18 protein-coding genes and 1 pseudogene are annotated in these 20,178 nt (G+C 57.9%); 9 read left to right on the top strand and 10 right to left on the bottom strand.

Annotated features, from left to right (window positions below; all coding sequences use genetic code 11):
* Positions 1-84 precede the first annotated feature (84 nt).
* The 4 genes from QKD99_RS10455 to dnaA form a co-directional block, all read right to left on the bottom strand.
* Positions 85-654, bottom strand: coding sequence for a DciA family protein (locus QKD99_RS10455; protein ID WP_347951397.1), 570 nt, complete (start codon positions 652-654; stop codon positions 85-87).
* Positions 647-1,822, bottom strand: coding sequence for a DNA replication/repair protein RecF (gene recF, locus QKD99_RS10450; RefSeq protein ID WP_005325992.1), 1,176 nt, complete (start codon positions 1,820-1,822; stop codon positions 647-649). Before recF ends, QKD99_RS10455 begins: the two co-directional genes overlap by 8 nt.
* Positions 1,822-3,003, bottom strand: a complete 1,182-nt coding sequence (gene dnaN, locus QKD99_RS10445; protein WP_179387173.1) for a DNA polymerase III subunit beta — start codon at positions 3,001-3,003, stop codon at positions 1,822-1,824. Before dnaN ends, recF begins: the two co-directional genes overlap by 1 nt.
* Before the next feature lie 732 nt (positions 3,004-3,735).
* Positions 3,736-5,373 carry a chromosomal replication initiator protein DnaA gene (dnaA, locus tag QKD99_RS10440; protein WP_250411826.1) on the bottom strand — a complete coding sequence of 546 codons (1,638 nt, stop codon included), beginning with the start codon at positions 5,371-5,373 and terminating at the stop codon, positions 3,736-3,738.
* Between the two features lie 671 nt (positions 5,374-6,044).
* On the opposite strand from dnaA, the gene rpmH reads away from it, so the two are divergent.
* From rpmH to QKD99_RS10400, 8 genes are read left to right on the top strand one after another with little or no spacing between them, the layout of a single operon-like run.
* Positions 6,045-6,188, top strand: a complete 144-nt coding sequence (gene rpmH / locus QKD99_RS10435) for a 50S ribosomal protein L34 (protein WP_003847033.1) — start codon at positions 6,045-6,047, stop codon at positions 6,186-6,188.
* A gap of 3 nt (positions 6,189-6,191) precedes the next feature.
* Positions 6,192-6,554, top strand: a complete 363-nt coding sequence (gene rnpA / locus QKD99_RS10430; protein ID WP_005326013.1) for a ribonuclease P protein component — start codon at positions 6,192-6,194, stop codon at positions 6,552-6,554.
* 47 nt (positions 6,555-6,601) lie between these two features.
* A complete protein-coding gene (gene yidD, locus QKD99_RS10425) occupies positions 6,602-6,817 on the top strand; it encodes a membrane protein insertion efficiency factor YidD (protein WP_005326014.1) in 216 nt (71 codons plus the stop codon).
* Positions 6,818-6,830: 13 nt separating this feature from the next.
* Positions 6,831-7,808, top strand: coding sequence for a membrane protein insertase YidC (gene yidC, locus QKD99_RS10420; protein WP_239279041.1), 978 nt, complete (start codon positions 6,831-6,833; stop codon positions 7,806-7,808).
* 29 nt (positions 7,809-7,837) lie between these two features.
* Positions 7,838-8,437 (top strand): 16S rRNA (guanine(527)-N(7))-methyltransferase RsmG, encoded by a 600-nt coding sequence (gene rsmG / locus QKD99_RS10415; protein WP_040425466.1) that lies wholly within the window; start codon positions 7,838-7,840, stop codon positions 8,435-8,437.
* Positions 8,438-8,447: 10 nt separating this feature from the next.
* Entirely contained in the window at positions 8,448-9,296 is an 849-nt protein-coding gene (locus QKD99_RS10410; RefSeq protein WP_049359071.1) for a ParA family protein, read from the top strand.
* 6 nt (positions 9,297-9,302) lie between these two features.
* Entirely contained in the window at positions 9,303-10,343 is a 1,041-nt protein-coding gene (locus QKD99_RS10405; protein WP_250411830.1) for a ParB/RepB/Spo0J family partition protein, read from the top strand.
* 9 nt (positions 10,344-10,352) lie between these two features.
* Positions 10,353-10,931, top strand: a complete 579-nt coding sequence (locus QKD99_RS10400) for a hypothetical protein (RefSeq protein WP_179387171.1) — start codon at positions 10,353-10,355, stop codon at positions 10,929-10,931.
* Between the two features lie 9 nt (positions 10,932-10,940).
* Here QKD99_RS10400 and QKD99_RS10395 read toward each other — a convergent pair whose 3' ends face one another.
* The 5 genes from QKD99_RS10395 to pepN all read right to left on the bottom strand — a co-directional run bounded on the left by QKD99_RS10395 (position 10,941) and on the right by pepN (position 16,707).
* A complete protein-coding gene (locus QKD99_RS10395) occupies positions 10,941-12,122 on the bottom strand; it encodes an N-acetylmuramoyl-L-alanine amidase (protein ID WP_250409431.1) in 1,182 nt (393 codons plus the stop codon).
* 87 nt (positions 12,123-12,209) lie between these two features.
* On the bottom strand, positions 12,210-12,533 hold the full coding sequence (gene trxA, locus QKD99_RS10390; protein ID WP_284791734.1) for a thioredoxin: 324 nt from the start codon (positions 12,531-12,533) through the stop codon (positions 12,210-12,212).
* Positions 12,534-12,539: 6 nt separating this feature from the next.
* Positions 12,540-13,466: a thioredoxin-disulfide reductase gene (gene trxB, locus QKD99_RS10385; RefSeq protein ID WP_284769092.1), complete on the bottom strand. Its 927-nt coding sequence runs from the start codon at positions 13,464-13,466 to the stop codon at positions 12,540-12,542.
* 84 nt (positions 13,467-13,550) lie between these two features.
* Entirely contained in the window at positions 13,551-14,099 is a 549-nt protein-coding gene (locus QKD99_RS10380; RefSeq protein ID WP_005326023.1) for a sigma-70 family RNA polymerase sigma factor, read from the bottom strand.
* 82 nt (positions 14,100-14,181) lie between these two features.
* Positions 14,182-16,707: an aminopeptidase N gene (gene pepN / locus QKD99_RS10375; protein ID WP_347951396.1), complete on the bottom strand. Its 2,526-nt coding sequence runs from the start codon at positions 16,705-16,707 to the stop codon at positions 14,182-14,184.
* A gap of 170 nt (positions 16,708-16,877) precedes the next feature.
* Here pepN and QKD99_RS10370 point away from each other — a divergent pair.
* Positions 16,878-18,098, top strand: a pseudogene (locus tag QKD99_RS10370) (IS3 family transposase).
* 1,327 nt (positions 18,099-19,425) lie between these two features.
* Here QKD99_RS10370 and QKD99_RS10365 read toward each other — a convergent pair.
* The gene (locus tag QKD99_RS10365) at positions 19,426-19,980 is read right to left on the bottom strand and encodes a hypothetical protein (protein ID WP_239274536.1); all 555 of its coding nucleotides are present in this window, start codon (positions 19,978-19,980) and stop codon (positions 19,426-19,428) included.
* Positions 19,981-20,178: the final 198 nt, after the last annotated feature.

Raw genomic sequence — 20,178 nt, 5'->3', positions numbered from 1 at the left:
AGACACCCCACACCCGTGAGAGATAGGAATCTGGCGCGCTCTGAGGTTCTTTACATTGTGCAGGTCTGAGTAAACCTCAGCCTATTAGCCGTAGGTATCTTGTGATCCTTGCGGTTTGACCCACTGCCGCCCCTCGTAATTGCGCCTTTGCTTCGGCCCGTGAATCCGCAGTTCCACAATGACATCGGGGCCCAGGCGGTCAGAGATTTTCCGCAGGATTTGCCGCTGCAGGTAGCGCAGCTCCGTTGCCCACGTGGAGTTGTCGCAGGATACGTAGACAATCTTGTCCTTAATCCGTTGCGGCTGCGTATGCGCGGCAATGCGCTCGCCCACCAGATGCTCCCAATTGCCCATCACCCAGCCATTAGCCAGATCATGCTCCCACCCACGATTGACCACCTCGCGGTGAATTTGGGATCCCAGGCTCGGCACGGCCAGGGTGCGCCGCTTCTTCCTGCCATCCGGGCCAGTGGGTAAGCCCCGTTGATAGCCCATATACCCCTGCTTTTGCGCCTTCTCCAGCGAGGGCACCGGCATCTTCGGCACTGGGCGGGTCAGCTTCGGCGGGTTTTTGGAGGTGGACCGAACCAGCTTAAAGTACTGGGTCACTGGATCGATGCGCTGCTTGCCGACGCCCCCTTGATCCTCACTCATTCCCTTCACCTTCCTCGGCGCTGAGCTTGGAAATGCGACCGGTCTCGGTATCTTCTACGCTCACGCGGTAGCGCACGATGGGTTCCAAGTTTCCGGGCAAATCCTCATCCACGGCCGCGGTGATGAGCACCTGCTCGGCCTCGGCGGCCAAGTGGACCAGCTGCTTGCGGCGCTTGGCATCGAGCTCGGCAAAGACATCGTCCAAGATGAGCACCGGATCGGATCCTCCCTCCTGGCGCAGGAGATTGAATTCCGCCAGGCGCAGCGCGATGGCATAAGACCACGTCTCGCCGTGGCTGGCAAAGCCCTTGGCCGGCTGATCGCCCAGGTTAAGCACCAGATCGTCGCGGTGCGGACCCACCAGGGAAATGCCGCGTTCGATCTCGCGCTGCCGGGCGGCGGCCAACTCGGTGAGCAGCACGGCCTCTAGCACCTCGCGATCGGAGGTATCGATCGTGGACTTATACTCCACGTGCGCCGGTCGCGATTCTGGCGCTAGGCCGGAATAGGCGGCGGGGATGTGATCCAAGAGGGCGTCGACAAGCGCAAGGCGTGCGGCGATCACCTGGGCGCCAAGCCGGGCAAGCTGCGCATCCCAGGTATCCAAGGTGGCCAATGCGGCAGCGCCATCGCTATCGGAATAGCCGCGGCGCAGGCTGCCGGAGGCTGATTTCAGCAGGGCATTGCGCTGCTTGAGCACCTTATCGTAGTCAGCCTTCACACCCGCTAGCCGCGGAGTCCGCGAGGCAATGATGCTATCGAGGTAAGCGCGGCGCCCGGCTGGCTCCCCGCGCACCAGGGCCAAGTCCTCCGGGGAAAAGAGCACAGTTTTTACCACGCCCAGCAGCTCACGGGGGCTGCGCAGGCGGGTGCGATTAATCTGCGCCTGGTTGGCCGCGTGGGGCTTAATCAGCAAATGAGTAGTAAGCTCGCGGCCCTGGTTCACCGCGGTAATGGATACCCGCGCGCTATCCGCACCCTGGCGCACCAGCGGTGCATCGTGGGAAACGCGGTGGGAGGAAAGGTGGGCGGTATAGCCAATGGCCTCAACGATATTGGTCTTGCCAAAGCCATTGCGCCCGACAAAAAGGGTGATCCCCGGCCCTAGCTGCACATTAAGTTCGGGCCACGAGCGAAAATCCCGAACATCGAGATCCCTGACGTACATTAGCCCGGCAGGCGAACCGGCATGAGCAGGTAGGTGAAGTTGGTCTCCGGCGTGGGGAAGTTGCCATCTTCATCGGCCTCAGGCAGCTCTTCCGGTTCTGGGATCATGATGGCTGGGCGCGAAGGCTCGGTAAAGCCGAAGACCACGCGGTCGGTATTGATGACGCCCAAGCCATCCTTGAGGTAGCCCGGATTGAAGGCGATGAGGAATTCATCGCGGCCATGGAATGCACACGGCAGGGTCTCGGTGGCGTTACCAGCATCCGCACCGGCGGAAAGGGTTACCTGGCCATCGGCGAATTCCATCCGGATCTGCGCGTTGCGATCCGTCAGCAAAGACACGCGGCGAATTGCTTCCTGGAGCGGGGCGACCTCAATGGAGGCAATATTGGTGTGGCTCTTCGGCAACAGGGGCTGCACATTAGGGAAGTCCGCATCCAGCATGCGCGTGGTGGTCTCGCGATTATCCGCGTGCAGGCCAAAGAGGCCATCGGCACCAATATTGTCATCGGTGCCCACAGCGATTTCCACTGGGATATTCAGGTGCGGATCCAAGGAACGACCGGTTTCCTGCAGGGTCTTCGCAGGCACCAAGAGTTTCGCTTCTACATCCGGCGACTTCGGCTCCCATTCCAAGGTGCGCATGGCCAGGCGGAAGCGGTCCGTTGCCGTCATCTCAATGTCCTTGCCACGGATATCCATGTGCACACCGGTGAGCATGGGCAGGGTGTCATCCTTGCCGGCCGCGGCGGCGACCTGGTGGATGGCCTCGACGAATAGCTGCGGCTGGATGGTGCCGGTAACCTCCGGTAGGACCGGAAGCTGCGGGTAATCATCCAGAGGGATCAGTGGCAGTTCAAAGCGGGAAGAACCACAGGTAACCAGGGCCTTGGAATCTACCTGGGAGATCTCCACTTCCTTGTTGGGAAGGGAAGCGACGATGTCAGAGAGGAGCTTGCCGGCTACCGCGATCTGTCCGGGTTCATCCACCATGCCGGCGATACGGACGCGGGTGGATACCTCGTAATCGAAGCCAGTGAACTCAAGACCATTGTCATCCGCGGTGATCAGCATCGCGCGGAGCACGGGCTGGGTGACCTTGGACGGCAGGCTGCGAGCAACCCACGCTACGGCGTTGGCAAGGTCATCTTTGGCCACGCGAAATGACACGGCTTCATCCATGGTGCGAAGAGCTCCTCTGGGGCAAGTAGGAAATTTGTTACTTACAAAAGACTGGCTTCCAACTTACCGCATCGGGCGCGGTGCGCCACAACGTGTAATTCCATCTTTGCCCGCCCGATCCGCGCCTGGCCGAAGGCAGGCCGGGCCGAATTCCACACACCCTCTTTCTTCTATACAGATTAGAGAAATAATTTAGTAGTAGTAATAAGCGCTGTGGGATCTGTGGGTAACTAGGTAAATGACAAGTTCAGGACACAGATCCGGGGTGTGCCAATTCTTGTGATCTTGCTGTGATCAATCGGGGCTAATTGTGGACAACTAACGGGATCGCCGTTTTATCCACAGGTTTTGTCATTTGATCACCGATCTACACACAGCGCTGATCACAGGGCGGTTCTCCCAGTATAGAGCCTGTGGAATTTAAAACTGTGAGTAAGATCTACGAATTACAAAGATGAAATTACACAAGTGTGAATAACGCTGTGGATAACTCTTTTCGCAGTTAAGAGAGTACTTTTCGTGGACCTTCTGGGTTCTTTGTGGAATTACACGAAGGTATAGGCGGCTGTGTGGACGGTTTGAACCAGGTTTCGGCGTCTCAGTCAAGAATCTCTGATCTGGTAGTTCTGGTCTCACCTTTAAGTAGTGCGAGCAGAATCCGCGAAGTGACAAAGGGCAGACAAAAGCGCCCTCCTTTATATAAGGAAGGCGCTGTAGAAAAGGTGGCGAGATCTAGGCGCGGCCGCGATTCTTGATGCGCTGGGTAAGCGCCTGGATCTCGTCGTAAGTATTGCGCTTTTCAGTCATCTCTTTGCGGATCTTGCGATCCGCGTAAATGACGGTGGTGTGGTCCTTGCCGCCGAACTGTTCACCGATCTTGGGAAGGGATAGCTCGGTAAGTTCGCGGCACAGATACATAGCCAACTGGCGGGCATGCGCCACCGCACGCTTTTTGCCAGCGCCGCGCAGAGTTTCTACATCAATATCGAAGAATTCTGCGGTGACCTCCATGATCGAGGTCGCGGTGATTTGCCTATCGGCGGAATCTGGGGCCAAATCGCGCAACGCGATTTCTGCCATCTCCACGTTGATCGGCTCATTCACCAAGGAAGAATAGGCCGAAACGCGGATCAGTGCGCCCTCGAGCTCACGAATAGATGACTCAAAACGAGAGGCAATGAGCTCAAGCACGGAGCGATCCACCTCGGTGCCGTCATTGGCCGCCTTCTTCATCAAAATCGCGATACGCGTTTCTAGATCTGGCGGCTGAATATCGGTGATAAGACCGCCTTCAAAGCGAGTGCGGAGGCGATCTTCCAGCGTGGTTAGCTGCTTCGGTGGGCGGTCCGAAGACAAAATGATCTGCTTATTGGCTTGGTGCAGCGCATTGAAAGTATGGAAGAACTCTTCCTGGGTGGATTCCTTGCCCTCCAAGAACTGGATATCATCGACCATCAAAATGTCGAGATTGCGGTAGCGCCGCTTGAAGGATTCCTGACGGTCATCGCGCAGGGAATTAATATAGTCATTCGTGAATTCTTCCGAAGACACATACTTCACGCGCAGACCCGGGTGCAGTACTTGGGCGTAATTGCCGGCGGCATGCAAAAGGTGCGTTTTGCCCAGACCAGAGCCACCCCAGATAAATAGTGGGTTGTACGCACGTGCGGGGTTCTCGGCCACAGCTACGGCGGCACCATTGGCAAAACGATTCGAAGAACCGATCACGAAGCTATCGAAAGTGTGCTTCGGATTGAGGGAAGTCTCACGGTTGGGATCGTGCGCCGGGGCCTCGCGCGGGATGCGGGCGGAATTGGTGGCAGCACCGGAGAAATTTCCCGCGGATTCTGCCTGCTGTTGGTTATAGTGCTGGGCCAGCTCATCCAGGCTTGCAGGGGCGTGACTCGACTGCCAATTGTTCTGGGAAGGGGCCTGCTGTGCAGCGGCATCCGTCTGCTGCGGGCGCGGAATGTAGTTCTGCGTAGATTCCGTGTTCTGCGGCGGTTGCGCTTCCGGCGGTTGCTGTTGTTGAGGGGGAGTTGGCTGTGGTGCAGGGTCCACGGCCGGCGGCTGTGGCTCTTGTGGGGTGGCAAGGGTAACCGCAAAGGAACACGGCCGACCCAGGTGGCGGGTTAGTGCCTTGGCAATGTGCTCGCCCAACTCATTTTCGACCACATTTTTGGCATCCAGGTTCTCAGCGGCAACGAGGGTGTAGCCCTCAACCATCATGATGGGGCGAACCAGTTGGAGGTAAAGGCGCTGTGAGTGCGAAAAACTAGGGACCTCGGAATTGGGTTGCTCGGATTGTGCGAGCAGGTCATCAACGACCGCGCGCCAAACGGCATGCAGGTTCGCTTGTGGGTCAGTCACAACAGGCTACCTTTGTGGAATTTAGTCGGGGACGGGTGGACATTGAATAACAATTTTCACTGTGGATTCCACCGTGGTTTTCACATCGGTTTTTATCGAGTCACCTCGATCTCCACAGAGTTATCCACAGGTGTGGATGAAATAGTTATTCACAGCTTAGTTCATGACTGTGGATAACTCTTCATTGGCCAGTTTATGGCCGTACGCTGCGGAAACTGCAAAAGTCTCAAGCGTTGATTTAGAGTTATCCACATGACCGGTTGGGCTGTGGAATTTGATTCTTCTGTTCTACCGCCGAAACGGCGGGTGTGTCTAGCGAGAAAAATTCACCACCCGGGTGTGGGTTGGGGTGGGTCTTACTGCGTGATGGATTAGGTGCAGTAAGAGCGCAGAATCTGGCCCTCTAGCTGCAGGAAAAAAACATTTATGTAATTTCGGGTGTACCCGGGTGTCGATTTGTTCCCAGCGGCAGAAATCACGTAATCTGGCATGGTCTATTGCAACAAAGAGTTGCGCGTGAAAGTGACAGCGTCACCTCGCACCGGCTGGGCCCGTCGGCTAGCCGTGCACCGGAGAGACTGTGATGCGTCAGGTTCATGGAATCTATTCATCAGTGGGCGTGCCGCTGCACTGCGGTGGTGTGCCTACGCACAACTTCAAGGAGAATTAACGTGGCAAAGGGTAAGCGCACGTTCCAGCCGAACAACCGTCGTCGTGCTCGTAAGCACGGCTTCCGCACCCGCATGAGCACCCGTGCAGGTCGCGCCATTGTTGCAGCTCGTCGCAAGAAGGGCCGCGCAAAGCTGACTGCATAAGTTATGCTTCCAGCCCAGCACAAGCTCACGTCGCCGACGCAATTTCGGCGCACGATGAAGGGCAGTCGCCGGGCGGGCACTCGTACGGTCGTCGTGCATGCGCGCGACAACGCAGGTACGGACAAGGCAGCCGATATCGCCGCCACCGGGCCGCGATTTGGGCTGATTGTTTCTAAAGCCGTCGGGAATGCAGTGGTTCGCCACCGCACCTCCCGGCGGCTTCGCCATGTGTGTATGACATTCATTCCCAAGCTGCCCGCCAGCGTGGACGTTGTTATCCGTGCCTTGCCCGCCAGCGCCACTGCTAGCAGTGAGCAATTAGAAAAAGATCTTGCCAAAGCACTGCGCAAGCAATGGGATATCTAAATTCCCGCGGGGAGGAAATTCCCCCAGCCAGAGGATTGGCCAAACCAATGGTCAAAGTGGTTCGTTTCTACCAAAAACATGTCTCTGGCCTTAAGATGGTATCGACCTGTCGGTTCGAGCCGACATGCAGTGCTTACGCCCTAGAGGCGCTTTCTCAACACGGCGCAATCAAGGGTACGGCGATGGCAATAGCCAGGGTCTGCAAATGCGGCCCCTGGCATCCGGGCGGATTCGATCCGGTCCCGGGTACCAACAACAATTGAGGATTAAACACTCGTGCTTAATATCATTTACTGGCCAATTTCGGCCGTTTTGTGGTTCTGGCACTGGCTGCTGTCCCTCGTAATGGACCCTACCTGGGGCATTACCTGGATTCTGGCCATTGTGCTGCTGACCTGGACGCTAAAGGCACTAATGGTCAAGCCGACCATCAGCCAGATTCGTTCCTCGCGCAAGATGCAGGAAATCCAGCCTAAGGTGCAGGAAATCCGCGCGAAGTACGGCAATGACCAAACCAAGGCCGCGCAGGAAATGCAGAAGGTCTACAAGGAGTCCGGCGTTCGCCCGATGGCCGGCTGCCTGCCGGTCTTCGTGCAGATTCCAATGTTCGTTGGTTTGTTCCACGTGCTGCGGTCCTTCGACCGCACCGTTGCGGTAGCCGGTGGCATTGGACATCCCAGTGGTGACCCTATGTCCGTTGAGGATAACGCCAACACCGCGAACTACATCTTTAAGCCGGACCTGGTCCAGCAGTTCTTGGATGCCAAGATCTTTGATGTTCCGCTGGTGACCAACCTGCGCTTGAACTCGCCGATTGTGGAGGGCGTAACCACTACCCAGGCAGCCGTCATCATCGTTCCGATGATCGCCGTCATTGCGGTTATGACGCACTTCAACGCCCGCATGAGCCTGAACCGCCAGGAAAAGCGCCGTGCTGCTGGCAAGACCCAAGCGCCGCAGGGGCAAAATGCGGAAATGATGCAGCAGCAAATGGCCATGATGTCCAAGATGATGCTGTGGGTCATGCCGGCCATGCTGGTCTTCTCCGGCTTCATCTGGCCGATTGGCTTGCTGTTCTACATGATGGCCAATACGGTCTGGACCTTCTTCCAAACCCGCATCGTCTATGCCAAGATGGACCGCGAGGAAGAAGAAGAGGAAGCCGCTAAGGTAGAGGCCAAGCGCACTTCCGCGCCTAAGCCGGGTGCCCGCAAGAAGGACAACCGCACCAAGAAACAGCGCAAAAACAAATAAACACGGAGGAGAACCCCATCGTGTCCGAGATGGACCCGTCAGTAGTATTCGGCTCCCGCTTGCCCCTCGCGCAGGCTTACCATGATTCGCTCGCTACAGACGGGTCCACTCGTGGTTTTATAGGCCCCCGCGAGGTGCCACGCCTGTGGGACAGGCACATTATTAACTGCGCCGTCGTCAAGCAGGCAATCCCGGAGGGCGCCACGGTTATCGACGTCGGCTCGGGTGCTGGGCTGCCCGGCATTCCGCTGGCCATCGCGCGCCCGGACCTGCAGATCACCCTGATCGAGCCGCTGCTCAAGCGCTATAACTACCTCAACGAGGTCGTAGAAGAGCTGGGCCTAGACAACGTGACGGTGCTGCGCGGCCGTGCCGAGGAAGGCCCGATTAAAAAGGCCGTGGCGGGAGCAGACGTGGTCACCTCCCGCGCCGTCGCACCGCTGGGCAAGCTGGCGAAATGGTCGCTGCCGCTCGTGCGCAAGGGTGGCGAGATGATCGCGCTGAAGGGTTCTTCGGTACACGAGGAACTGGAACGCGATGCCGCCGACATTAAGAAGGCCGGCGGTGGAAAGGCCGAGGTCAGCACCATCGAGGGAACCACGATCATTCGTGTCCCGCGCGTGAACTAAAGTAGACGGCATGACTAATCCGCGCCTTATCACCATTGCTAACCAGAAAGGCGGCGTAGGCAAAACCACCTCCGCCGCCAACTTGGCCGCAGCGCTAGCCACAGAGGGCAAAAAAGTGCTGGTGATCGATCTTGACCCGCAGGGAAACGCCTCCACGGCCATGGGCGCGGAACATAATTCCGGCACCGATTCCAGCTATGAGGTGCTCCTTGGGGACTGCACCGCCGAGAAGGCCATGCAGGCTTCCTCGCACAACGAGAACCTTTTCTGCATCCCCGCCACCATTGATCTGGCTGGCGCAGAGATTGAAATGGTCTCCTTGGTGCGTCGCGAATTTCGGCTCTATGACGCCCTGCATAATGGCTTCCTTGAAGAGCATGGCTTCGAATATGTCTTCATTGATTGCCCGCCATCGCTGGGTTTGCTCACCATTAACGCGATGACCTGCGCTGAGGAGGTCATCATCCCGATTCAATGCGAGTATTACGCCCTGGAGGGCGTGGGCCAGCTGCTGGGCAATATCTCCATGATTCGCGAGCACCTCAACGAGGATCTGCATATTTCCGCCGTGTTGCTGACCATGTATGACGCCCGCACGCGCTTGGCCGAGGACGTGGCCGATAACGTCCGCGAACAGTTTGGCGCCGTGGTGCTGGCCAATGTTATCCCGCGCTCCGTGCGCGTTTCCGAGGCACCGGGGTACGGTACTACGGTTATTGATTACGCTCCCTCGTCCACCGGTGCCCGCGCCTACCTTGCGGCCGCGCGCGAGCTTGACCGGCGTGGCGATTATCGCCCGCACCCGACCACCGGGGCGATTGGCGTGAGCCCAGAGATTTACGCGGAATTGGAAGGATAGGAACTCATGGCAGAACAGAAGCAAGGTGGCCTTGGCAAAGGCCTAGCCGCACTCATCCCGTCCGGTCCTGATGCTCCTACCCGCAAGCCGCGCTTGGGCGATTCCGCCGCGGATATTATTTTGGGTAATTCCACCCCGCAGCCGGGCCGGAAGGGTGGTGAAGGCAAGCGCGTAAAGGGTGCTCCCACCATTCAGCAGGGTTCTGGCTCTAAGTCCTCCAAGAAGCGCCAGGCCACCCCGGCTCCTATCGGTGCGACCTACCGCGAGATTTCCATTGGGGATATCATCCCCAACCCGAAGCAGCCGCGCACGGTCTTCGACGAGGATGAACTCGGCGAGCTCGTCCACTCGATCCGCGAGTTTGGCCTGTTGCAGCCTGTGGTCGTTCGTCCTTCCGAGGAAGGCGGCTTTGAGCTCATCATGGGTGAGCGTCGTTGGCGCGCTTCCTCCAAGGCGGGCTTGGCCACGATTCCAGCCATCGTGCGCGATACCAAGGATGACAACCTGTTGCGCGATGCCCTGCTGGAGAACATCCACCGCGTACAGCTCAACCCCTTGGAAGAAGCACATGCCTACCAGCAGCTGCTGGAAGAGTTCGGCGTTACCCAGAACGAGCTGGCGGACCGCATTGGCCGTTCGCGCCCACAGGTGACCAATATGCTGCGCCTGCTCAAGCTGCCGGTAGAGGTACAAAAGCGCGTAGCTGCTGGTACCTTATCTGCCGGCCACGCGCGTGCCCTATTGTCCTTGGATGACACCGAGGCCATGGAATACATTGCCAACCGCATCATCGCGGAGGGCCTGTCCGTACGCGCCACCGAGGAGGCAGTCACCCTCTACAAGCGCGATGGTAAGCCGGCCGAATCCAAGAAGAAGCAGCCGGCACCGCAGCCGCAGTACTTTACCGATTCCGCTGAGCGCCTGTCCGATCGCTTCGATACCAAGGTCACCGTGACCATGGGCAAGCGCAAGGGCAAGATGGTCGTGGAATTTGGTGACCAAGAAGATTTCGAGCGCATCATGACGCTCATTGAGGGCCAGCACTAAACCGGGGCGATGATCCTCGAGCCGGTACGCGAAGGCACGCGCATTCACCGCCAGGCCGCGCGCAGCACCTTTTGGGAGCTGGAGGCCTCCGTGGTCGATCCCGCCTTTGAAAAGGAAGCGTGGCTGGCTACTACCCTGCTCTCCTTTGGTCAGTGTGGCTTTACTGTGGGTGAGGACGCCACCATTCTCTTTTGCTCCCGCGAGGATGCTGCCGGCGCCGCCAAGCTTCCCACCGCCCCCATTTCAAACGATGCGGAGATCATTACCTCGCTCTTCGTTAAGGCACATTTAATGGGGCGTGGCATTGAAGCAGTGCTTGTCGACGCCGCCATTATGCACCTCACTAACCGCGGCAGCACCGCCGTGGAGGCCTTTGGCTATTACGGTGATCCGGCCGCTGCGGCGGATTTCTTGGGCCACAAACCGGCCTATATCGGGCTGATGTCTTATGAGACTTTGCGCTCCGCCGGCTTTGAGGTGGCCGCAGATCACCCAGTACTCCCCCGACTGCGGCTCGAGCTGCCGCCCGAGCACGATATGCTCAGCGCGGCAGCGGCCGAAGACCTCCTAGCCCGCGCCTTGGCCTAGATTCTAGGCCTAGGACTGTTCGGCCTGGAGCAGCTCGGAGAACTTATAGGTGCCGGTTACGGCGGTGTCCTGCTCCATGAGGTACATGCGCTTTACGGCAATCACGATCGCCTCCGCAATGTCATCGCGGCGGGACGGGTTGGTGAGGATCTTTATGTCCTCTGGGTTGGTTAGGTAGCCCAGTACGATCTGGATGACCGGCATCTGGGTCAAGCGCAGCAGGTCCCAGGTGCGGCCGTGGTTGCCGCAGTCCAGCAGCTCAGTGCGCGCGACAATCTCGCGCTGGATGAAACCGGAAAGGGTCTCACCAATGAGTGAGGAGTTGCCGGATTCGGAACCGAAGTAGAAGGTGGCAACACCATTGGCCTTCTCATTGGGGTAGGAATCGCAGGCTAGGGAAATGACCATGTCCGCATCGAAGGCGTTAGCCAGTTCGGCGCGGGACTTGACGTCCGCATCGGAGGTCCGAGGACGGGAGATGATGGTCTCCATGCCTGCGGCAATCATGCGCCCCTCGATGCGCTGGGTGAGGTCCCACAGGATTTCCTGCTCGGAAATATCACCGAAGCGACCCTTGACCAGCTGGCCGGCGTCGCCGCCGCTCAAGGCGGGATCGATGACAACGCGCTTGCCCGCCAGCTTAGGGCCGGCATTGCGGACGCGCTCACGCTCTTGGATATTGTGCGCGGAACCACCGGTAATACGGCGGCCGAGCAGTCCAAGGGCGCGGATGGTGGCCGGGCCGCACACACCATCTTCTTGCAGGCCGCAGTTGTGCTGATATTCCTTCAGGGCCGCGTGGGTATTAGTACCGAAGTGGCCGTCCACGCGCTGCTGGTAGAAGCCGAGCTCCTGCAGTTGTTGCTGGAGCTGCGAGATATCGTCACCCACCAGCTCATTCGCAGGCTCGTAGCTAAGGACGCGGCTGCCGAGCGTGTACGAGGCTTGGCGCAGTTCGCGCAGGGTGAGATCGTCGATCTCGCCCGTGGGCACGATACCGCGGGATTGCTGGAAGGCCTTGAGGACCTCAGACAAATTGGCATCAAAGCTCTTGTCGCTCTCGGAGTACTTCTGCTTCTTCCAAGCCGAAAGTTCCCCCTTGAAATCTGACAAGAGGCCGAGACGGGCCAAGGTAGCGCGAGCCTCAGCTACACGCACGCTTGTATCGCCGACTCGAAGAACGCGGTTCACGCCTTATACCCCTTTCACAGCCCGCTTTAGTTAGGGCCGCATTCCAGAATTTCTACACGCTTAATCTAATAGGAATTAGATTAACAGTTAAAGCTGCTTTTTCACTTGCGCCACGATGTCATCTTTAGAACGCAGACCCACAAATTCGTCTACCTTCTCGCCGTGGTTGAAAATCAGCACATTTGGGATGGACATGATCTGGAACATGGCGCCTAGGTTGCGCTCTTCATCGACGTTGACCTTGGCGACGGTGACCTGGCCGTCCAGCTCCTCCGCTACCTCTTCCAGGATGGGGGAAAGCTTCTTGCAGGGGCCACACCACTCGGCCCAGAAGTCGACGACGACGGGCTTATCGGACTCGATGACGTCCTTACGGAACGTATCGGTGGTTACATTCTTGACGTTGCTCATACTGAATTAACGGTTTTCTGCGAGGAAATGTTCCGCATCAATAGCCGCTCGGCAACCGGAGCCGGCCGCGGTAATTGCCTGCTGGTAGTGGTCATCCACCAAGTCACCGCACGCGAAAACGCCAGGCAGAGAGGTCTTAGTGGTGGGTTGTTCAACTACAACATAGCCGTTGTCATTGAGCTTGACCTGATCATTGAGGAAGGAAGAGCGCGGATCATGGCCAATTGCTACGAACATGGCAGTGACATCCAAGGTGGAAGTCTCGCCGTTGGTGACGTCCTTGAGCTTGAGGCCGCCGACCTTGCCTTCGGCTTCAATAACTTCTTCGACGACCTTATTGGTCTCCCACTTGATCTTTTCGTTGGCCTGGGCGCGCTCCAGCATGATCTTGGAGGCGCGGAAGTTCTCGGAGCGGTTCACAATGGTGACAGAGTCCGCGAACTTGGTGAGGAAAGTAGCCTCCTCCATGGCGGAGTCGCCGCCGCCGATAACGGCAATATTGTGGCCCTTGAAGAAGAAGCCATCGCACGTAGCGCAGGTGGATACACCGCGGCCGGACAGTTCTTCCTCACCGGGAACGCCGAGGTGGCGCGGGGCGGCACCGGTGGCGAGGATAACGGTGCGGGCCTCAAAGAGCTCGTCACCCACGTGCAGCTTTTTAATATCGCCTTCCAGCTCAACGGAGTCAACGACCTCCATGCGCAAATCCGCACCGAAGCGGATGGCCTGGGCACGCATTTCTTCCATGAGCTCTGGGCCCATGATGCCCTTTTGAAAGCCTGGGTAGTTTTCTACCTCGGTGGTATTCATAAGCTCGCCGCCGTACTCGAAGCCCTCGAAGACAATCGGGTTGAGCTCGGCGCGTGCCGCGTACAGCGCGGCGGTGTAACCGGCAGGGCCGGAACCTACGATGGCAACATCGTGGACGGTCATTGCTAACTCCCTTAAATCAGAGTGTGGTTTCGCGTAACGCCCTGAGTCTACCCGCCACGCTGACAAACGTCGGTATTAGCAAACTCACCCCATGGCCGCGCGTAGGACTTCCCTCGCTCGGGCGCGGCGGGATTTGATAGTGCCGGGCTTTACCCCTTGAGCGGTGGCAACTTCGCCGACGCGGAACCCAGCGACGTCGGTAAGCACCAGCGCCTCGCGCTGATCCTCTCGCAGCAACTGCATGGCCTCTCGCACCACCAGCTGCTCCGCTAGGTTCTCGGAAGGGTTATGCGCGAGCAGCGGGTTGCGATCGTCATCAAAGTCCTCCGCATCTAATGAAGCATTTTCCCTGTTAGAACGGTGGTTCAAGTAGTCATAGCCAGAGTTCTTTACCAGGCGGTGCAGCCAGGTCGAAAGCGCAGACTCGCGGCGATAGGAGTGCAGGTTGCAGCTGGCGCGCAGGAAGGCTTCCTGAACCACATCTTGGGCATCATGATCGTTTCTGGTGTAGCGCCGCGCCACCGTGGTCAGCCGCGTGCGGTGGCGTTCCACGATGGTGGAAAAGGCCTTATTATCCCCCTCAATAAAAGCATCAACTAGTTCTTCGTCACTGCGGTCATGGCTGAGCGTCATATGTAGATTCCCCCCGGATCAACAACTGTTATACACAGTGTGACCCGAGGGGAATTAGGGCGCGAGCGCTAGGCGGTACAGTCTATTGACCAGCCCGCACGCGCAGGGTGCGCCGCAGGTTATCGCGGCATTCCAGCAGTACGCGGCGCAGCGCTCCTGGCAGCTCTCGGTGCAGCAGGCGCGTGGTGGCGGCATCGGCCATCGGCGACTCTGGGTAGAAGCCACGGATGAGGCGGTTAGCAATCTCAATCGGGTGCGCGGCCCAGATATCTTCCACGCGGGAGAAGAACTCCTCCGCAAAGGCCTCCTGCAGGCTAGCTGAGCGCGGGGCATTGAATCCGGCGACCAGTGCGTCTACCTCGGCATTGGAATATGCGCCGGGCGTGAGCGCCTTATCGAACGCGGAGCGCTTGGTCTCCGGCGTGGGGAAGGCGTGGCTGGCGCCGAGGAATTCGGTAGCGCCGGTCAGCGTATTATCGCGCTGCTTTTCCTCTTCGAGCTCGGCCAGAGTTACAGCGTCGCGGGCGGCGAGGGCGCGCAAGATCGACCAGCGGATTTCGGGGTCCAAGCGAAGGCCGGCAATGTCACCGGAGAGCAGGGCCTTAAGGCGCGCGGTACCTGATTCCTCCGGCGTTGCGGCGAGGGCACGGATGGCGGCGCGAGCGAGCACAAGCTGCGCATCCGAGGCTGGTTCGGCCTCGTCTAGGTGGCCCCAGATTGCCTCGGCATAGTCGGTGCGGACCTGCTCGCGGTCGGCGTCTGCAACATAATGCGCAATGGCAAAGTTGGCATTGGCGCAGGCAGCAGCCAGCAGCGTGGTATTGGTCTCGTAGGCTTCGTGCTTGACGACGACCCCCACATAGTCAATCGCCGACATTTCCCCATCGCGGGTGAGGTTCCACAGGGCGGTCCAGATTACCGCGCGGGTCAATTCATCCTCGATGTCGGTCAGGCGCTCACTCGCTGTGTCTAGGGAGGTCTCGTCGAAGCGGATCTTGGCGTAGGTATGGTCGGCGTCGTTAAGCAGCAGCAATGCCGGGGCCGGAAGGCCGGCAGCCTCATCGATGATGGTGCGGGTGGTGCCATCACCGGCCGGGAGATCGATGTCGAACTCGTGGTACTTGTGCAGGGACGCATCAAAAAGCGAAGCGGTCAGGCGGTGCGGTCGGGTGACGTCCTCGGCTTCTGCGAGGATGGCCAGCTCCGCAATCTTCTCGCCTTCGGTGTGCAACTCCGGGGTGAGGGTATCCGGGCCCCAGGTGCGCAACCAGGCTTGGGACCAGGCATCAAGATCGCGGTCCGTGTGCTTCTTGAGCGCCTGCAGGAGGTCATCAAAGGTGGCGGCGGCAAAGGCGTGTTCCTGGAAGTAGTCGCGCGCACCGGCGTAGAAATTATCGCGACCGACGTAGTGCACCAGCTGTTTGAGTACCGCCGCGCCCTTGGCATAGGTGATGCCGTCGAAATTTTGGCGCGCGGCATCCACGTCCGGGATCTCCGCCTTGATGGGGTGCGTGGTGGGCAGCTGATCCTGCAGGTAGGCCCAATTTTTACGGGCGCCGGCAAAGTTTGCCCAGGCCTCGGTGTAGTCGGTGCCGTGGACGGAAGAATCCGCGCCCATAAATTCCGCGAAGGACTCCTTGAGCCACAGGTCATCCCACCACTGCGGAGTGACCAGATCACCGAACCACATATGAGACATCTCGTGCAGGATGGTATTTGCACGGCCGGCATGCTGCGCGCGGGTAGCGCGGGAGCGGAAAATGTAGTTCTCCGTAAACGTCACCAGGCCGGGGTTTTCCATGGCACCCAGGTTGTATTCGGGTACAAAGATGGAATCGTACTTGCCCCACGGATAGGGATAGCCAAAGTTCTGGTGGAAAAAGTCCATGCCTTGGGCGGTAAGTTCTAGGATTTCCTCGTCCAGGTGCTCAAACATGGACGCACGCGCAAAGGCGCGCAGCTGTGCCGAGTGGCTGCCATCCGGGGCGGTCCAGGTGCGCTCTTGGTACTGGTAGGGGCCGGCGGCGAAAGAAGTCAGGTACGTCGACAGCGGCGGGGTCGGCGCAAAAGTAACGGTGGCTAGCTCCCCCTCCTCGCTGCGTTCGACTTCCGGTTGGTTGGAAAGGATCTGCCACTGCTTCGGTGCGGTCATGCGCACGTGGAAGACGGCCTTGAGATCCGGCTGCTCCAGGCAGGGGAAGATGCGGCGGGCGTCGGAAGGCTCGAGGTGTGAATACAGGTAGGTCGCGTCATCGGCCTGATCGTGCATCCGATGCAGACCCTGGCCGGTGCGCGAATAGCGCGAGTGGCCGGTGACTTCGATGGCGAGCTCCTCGCCTACCGGCAGGCCGTGCAGCCGGATGATGCTGCCATCAAAGTCCACCTCCTGCGGGGTGCCATTGACCTTGACCTCCGCGACGGATTCGCCCAGGTAATCCAGAAAAAGCTCGGATTCGCTGCTGCTGAGTTCGAGGCGGGTAGTCACGCGGTAGGTGGGGCTATCGAGTACCTCCGAAAGATCGAGGTGGAGGTGATAGGCGCGCAGGTCCACCGCCGCCGCGCGTTCTTGGAGCAACTCGTGCTGCGTCTTATTTTGTGGTGCGGTCATGTCTACGAACTATAGTTACCGCCGTCACGTAGGGTGCGGGGTTGGGGTCCTAAGCTCCGCTGCCCTTTAGAGGCAAACTACCCAGCGGGTATTGGGACCTCGCTGTGGACCAGTTGGATTTGAAGCGTCCTGGGGTTAGTTCCTACCTCTGCTAAGGAAGGATTGGCACTATGCCCAGAAAGTATTCCGCCGAATTCAAGGAGAAGGCGATCCATCAAGTCCTAGAGATGGTCCGTCGGAGTCCTGCTCACGGCAACGCGCGTACGAGGAAGTCGGAGAGCTCCTTGGCGTGTCCCACCACACGTTACGCGCCTGGTACCGTGACAGCGTCGCCCATGAGCAGACGGCACCAACAGGTAGCGAAACCATGGAAGAAGAGCTCAAACGGCTACGCCGGGAAAACCGCGAGCTGAAACGAGCCAACGGAATCCTCAAGACTGCCTCGGCTTTTTCGCGGCGGAACTCGACCGACCCACGACCAGATGATCTCCTACATCGACGAGTACAAGGAACAATTTGGGGTCGAGGCCATCTGCCGTGTTCTGAAACAAGCAGACCGTGGATTCATCACCTCCCGCGGCTACCGTAAAGCCACCACCCGCGCCCCGAGTGCGAGGGCCTTAAGCGATAGACTGCTTATCCCAGAGATTCAGCGCGTCCATGCGGAAAACTTCTCGGTCTACGGCATCCGCAAGATGTGGCACGCCATGAACCGTGAGGGCTTTCATATCGGCCGCGACAAGACCGCACGTCTGATGAAACTTGCAGGTGTGTCTGGTCGACGACGTGGACGCACCCCGGTGACCACGATCAGCCCTAAGGTGCCGGATCATCGTCCGGATCTTGTGCAGCGAAACTTCCGGGCCACAGCACCTGGGCGACTTTGGGTCGCCGACATTACCTATGTTCGCACCCTGTCAGGATTCGCCTACACCGCGTTTGTCATTGACGTCTACAGCCGCAAAATAGTCGGTGTTGCCACCCGATTTACGATGCGCACTGATGCGCTGCCGATGGAGGCACTGGAACATGCGTTAACGACTGCAGGGCGAATCCACGGCGACCAGCTGATACACCACAGTGACCGGGGAAGTCAGTACGTGTCACTGAAATACTCCACCGCACTGGCCGAAGCCGAGATCCGGCCGAGTGTCGGCACAGTCGGAGATTCCTATGACAACGCGCTGGCCGAGACAGTTAACGGTCTCTACAAGGCTGAACTTATCCATCCTCAAGGCCCGTGGACATCAGTAGGAGAAGTCGAGCTAGCCACCCTGCGGTGGGTGCACTGGTGGAACACCAAACGTCTTCACGAGGCGTTGGACTACGCCACCCCACAAGAAGTAGAAACCGAGTACTATCTCACCGAGCCCATCAACACAGGGCCGTAAAAGAAGCGGAACCAAACCCAGGACGTTTCAATGTTTTCCGCCCAGCTATCTGAACGAATGGGCAGGTAGATCCATTAATTAGCACACATATGCTTTAGCATATGGCGGAACATACGCTATAACATATGTTCTGCCATAAGGTGGGCCTCGCGGGCGTACAGAGGTGGGGCGAACGACTACGCAGATTTCTACCCGCAGTAGAGAAAAGGTAGCTACGGCCTCGGTGTGGGAGTATTGCGAAACCTTCGCGCGCGCATTAGCCTAAAAGTGACAGCACAGTTCATCCCTGAATTGCGGCTGCACAATAAAAAGGGCCCCAACGAGCGGCCACTCGTTGAGACCCTCGGGCCTAAAGACCCACGTGAAGCGTCACTGCAATGAGCTTCACTGTTACGGTCGCAAGTGTTATCACCTTGATTGCCACATCGAGCCGGCTAAGCTTCGTGGCGTCAAGGTCTTTTCTTTTGCGACCGGGTGTATCCAATGAGTGCTTACCCATTGTCTACCTCCCTTTTACGTCGTAGGGTTGTCCGCTCGCCTGAAAAACGGCGCGCGAGACAGCCCACGTCACGCGCGGGCCTTACCGCGCACCGACGAGGAAGTCACGCCCACACCCCACCACAAGTAGCGGGGTGTGATTGTGAACCAGCACTAACGCTAGCAGCCACCCCTGACGAGACCTAGAAGCATGATTCCACCTCCGCCTTTATAAAGTTATGCACGAGGGAAAACATGCACAGAGACACTCGTAGCCGCCCTCAAGTCTGCTGATTTCCTCGCCTACGGGTTGAGAATAAGCATACGAACCCGCAGGTAGGACTACATATGGGTGGACATATGCTAAAGCGTATGCCGTGCCATGTGCCTAAACATACGGCATGTACTGTGGGGCGTATATTCACCCGCCCCATCGCGGTAGCTATGCGTTTTTCAACGCCCGATACACCGTAGGGCTTGAACGGAATTCATGTAGGCGCAATCAGGGGCTATAAAGTATCGCATTACTTGCATCCAAACCTGTACATTCAGAGAATTGCCTTGGACTGGCGGTAACAGGTACCAGATATGCGTTCGTAAAATTCGCGCGCGTTAATGTCGCTCCACGAAGGTCTGACTCGCTAAGAATTGCGTTCGTAAAATCTGCGTCGGTGAAATCTGCCGATTTCAAGTTAGCCCATGCCACCATGGAGCCGCGAAACGAGCATCCTTTGCATATGCTTCCTTCGAGATTGATATCCGTCAGGTCATAGTTGGACATATCTTTCCCGGAAATGTCTTTCCCAGCGAGCTCCGTGGCCCACGATTGAGGCATCGTTTTGTACATTTGCTATTTAATCTGCGGTGAATTGATAATCCATTGCGGGCAACGGCCTTGGTAGCCAAGACAGTGGGTGGTTACAACTCCGTAAGGTTTGCCGTCCCTTATCTTGTTGAAGCCAACCACCGTTAATATGTCTGTGGTTTCAACTTTCCGGCACTTCTTAAAAGGTCCCCAACCTGAGCAGGAAATATGATCCATGGGCAGGCGATATTCATAGCGGTCGCCGGAGCGCTTAATTTTTGGCGCATATTTTGTTGAAGCTTGTGAAGCACGAATGGATAGACCGTGTTTGTTCTGGTTTTTCGCCCGAGCCTTTTCCCGAAGGTAAACCAGCTTTCCATTTTTATCCGTCCACTGCGACACGATAGTGTAAGGGCCTTTATTTCCAAAGAAAGATAATTCCGAGTCGACAGAAGTGTCGAGGTTCTTCGAAGCGGCAGCTTCTGTCAAGATTTCCTCCGCTGTAGAGTCATAGCTTTCCACTGTTCCTGGGATTACCCCGAAATCTTCTGTAGGGGCAGAGGTAGATGCATTGGCAGCTGGTTGAGACAAATTAGCCATTAGAAGTAGAGCAGCCATTGTCTTGCCTAGTGCGTTTTTGGTCCAGTATTTCCGCACGATAGAGTCTCCCACTTGTAGAAAAGTACTTATCCTAAAAGTACCTTCTCTAATTAACGAAGGGAATGCTCATATGCATGATATGAAATACAAACTGGATGAGTGGCCGATCTGTATTGCGAGGGTTTCATAACAGGAGAA

The sequence above is a fragment of the Corynebacterium sp. c3Ub_189 genome (genome assembly GCF_039907195.1).
Classification (GTDB): domain Bacteria; phylum Actinomycetota; class Actinomycetes; order Mycobacteriales; family Mycobacteriaceae; genus Corynebacterium.
The sequence above is the reverse complement of the archived record's forward strand: the minus strand, read 5'-3'. Positions and strand labels throughout refer to the sequence as shown.

What these genes read in the sequence shown, in the direction of transcription:
- QKD99_RS10455 (WP_347951397.1), bottom strand. Translation starts at nt 654, where the DNA reads ATGAGTGAGGATCAAGGGGGCGTCGGCAAGCAGCGCATCGATCCAGTG.
- recF (WP_005325992.1), bottom strand. Translation starts at nt 1,822, where the DNA reads ATGTACGTCAGGGATCTCGATGTTCGGGATTTTCGCTCGTGGCCCGAA.
- dnaN (WP_179387173.1), bottom strand. Translation starts at nt 3,003, where the DNA reads ATGGATGAAGCCGTGTCATTTCGCGTGGCCAAAGATGACCTTGCCAAC.
- rnpA (WP_005326013.1), top strand. Translation starts at nt 6,192, where the DNA reads ATGCTTCCAGCCCAGCACAAGCTCACGTCGCCGACGCAATTTCGGCGC.
- yidD (WP_005326014.1), top strand. Translation starts at nt 6,602, where the DNA reads ATGGTCAAAGTGGTTCGTTTCTACCAAAAACATGTCTCTGGCCTTAAG.
- rsmG (WP_040425466.1), top strand. Translation starts at nt 7,838, where the DNA reads ATGGACCCGTCAGTAGTATTCGGCTCCCGCTTGCCCCTCGCGCAGGCT.
- QKD99_RS10410 (WP_049359071.1), top strand. Translation starts at nt 8,448, where the DNA reads ATGACTAATCCGCGCCTTATCACCATTGCTAACCAGAAAGGCGGCGTA.
- QKD99_RS10405 (WP_250411830.1), top strand. Translation starts at nt 9,303, where the DNA reads ATGGCAGAACAGAAGCAAGGTGGCCTTGGCAAAGGCCTAGCCGCACTC.
- QKD99_RS10400 (WP_179387171.1), top strand. Translation starts at nt 10,353, where the DNA reads ATGATCCTCGAGCCGGTACGCGAAGGCACGCGCATTCACCGCCAGGCC.
- trxA (WP_284791734.1), bottom strand. Translation starts at nt 12,533, where the DNA reads ATGAGCAACGTCAAGAATGTAACCACCGATACGTTCCGTAAGGACGTC.
- trxB (WP_284769092.1), bottom strand. Translation starts at nt 13,466, where the DNA reads ATGACCGTCCACGATGTTGCCATCGTAGGTTCCGGCCCTGCCGGTTAC.
- QKD99_RS10380 (WP_005326023.1), bottom strand. Translation starts at nt 14,099, where the DNA reads ATGACGCTCAGCCATGACCGCAGTGACGAAGAACTAGTTGATGCTTTT.
- pepN (WP_347951396.1), bottom strand. Translation starts at nt 16,707, where the DNA reads ATGACCGCACCACAAAATAAGACGCAGCACGAGTTGCTCCAAGAACGC.
- QKD99_RS10365 (WP_239274536.1), bottom strand. Translation starts at nt 19,980, where the DNA reads ATGGCTAATTTGTCTCAACCAGCTGCCAATGCATCTACCTCTGCCCCT.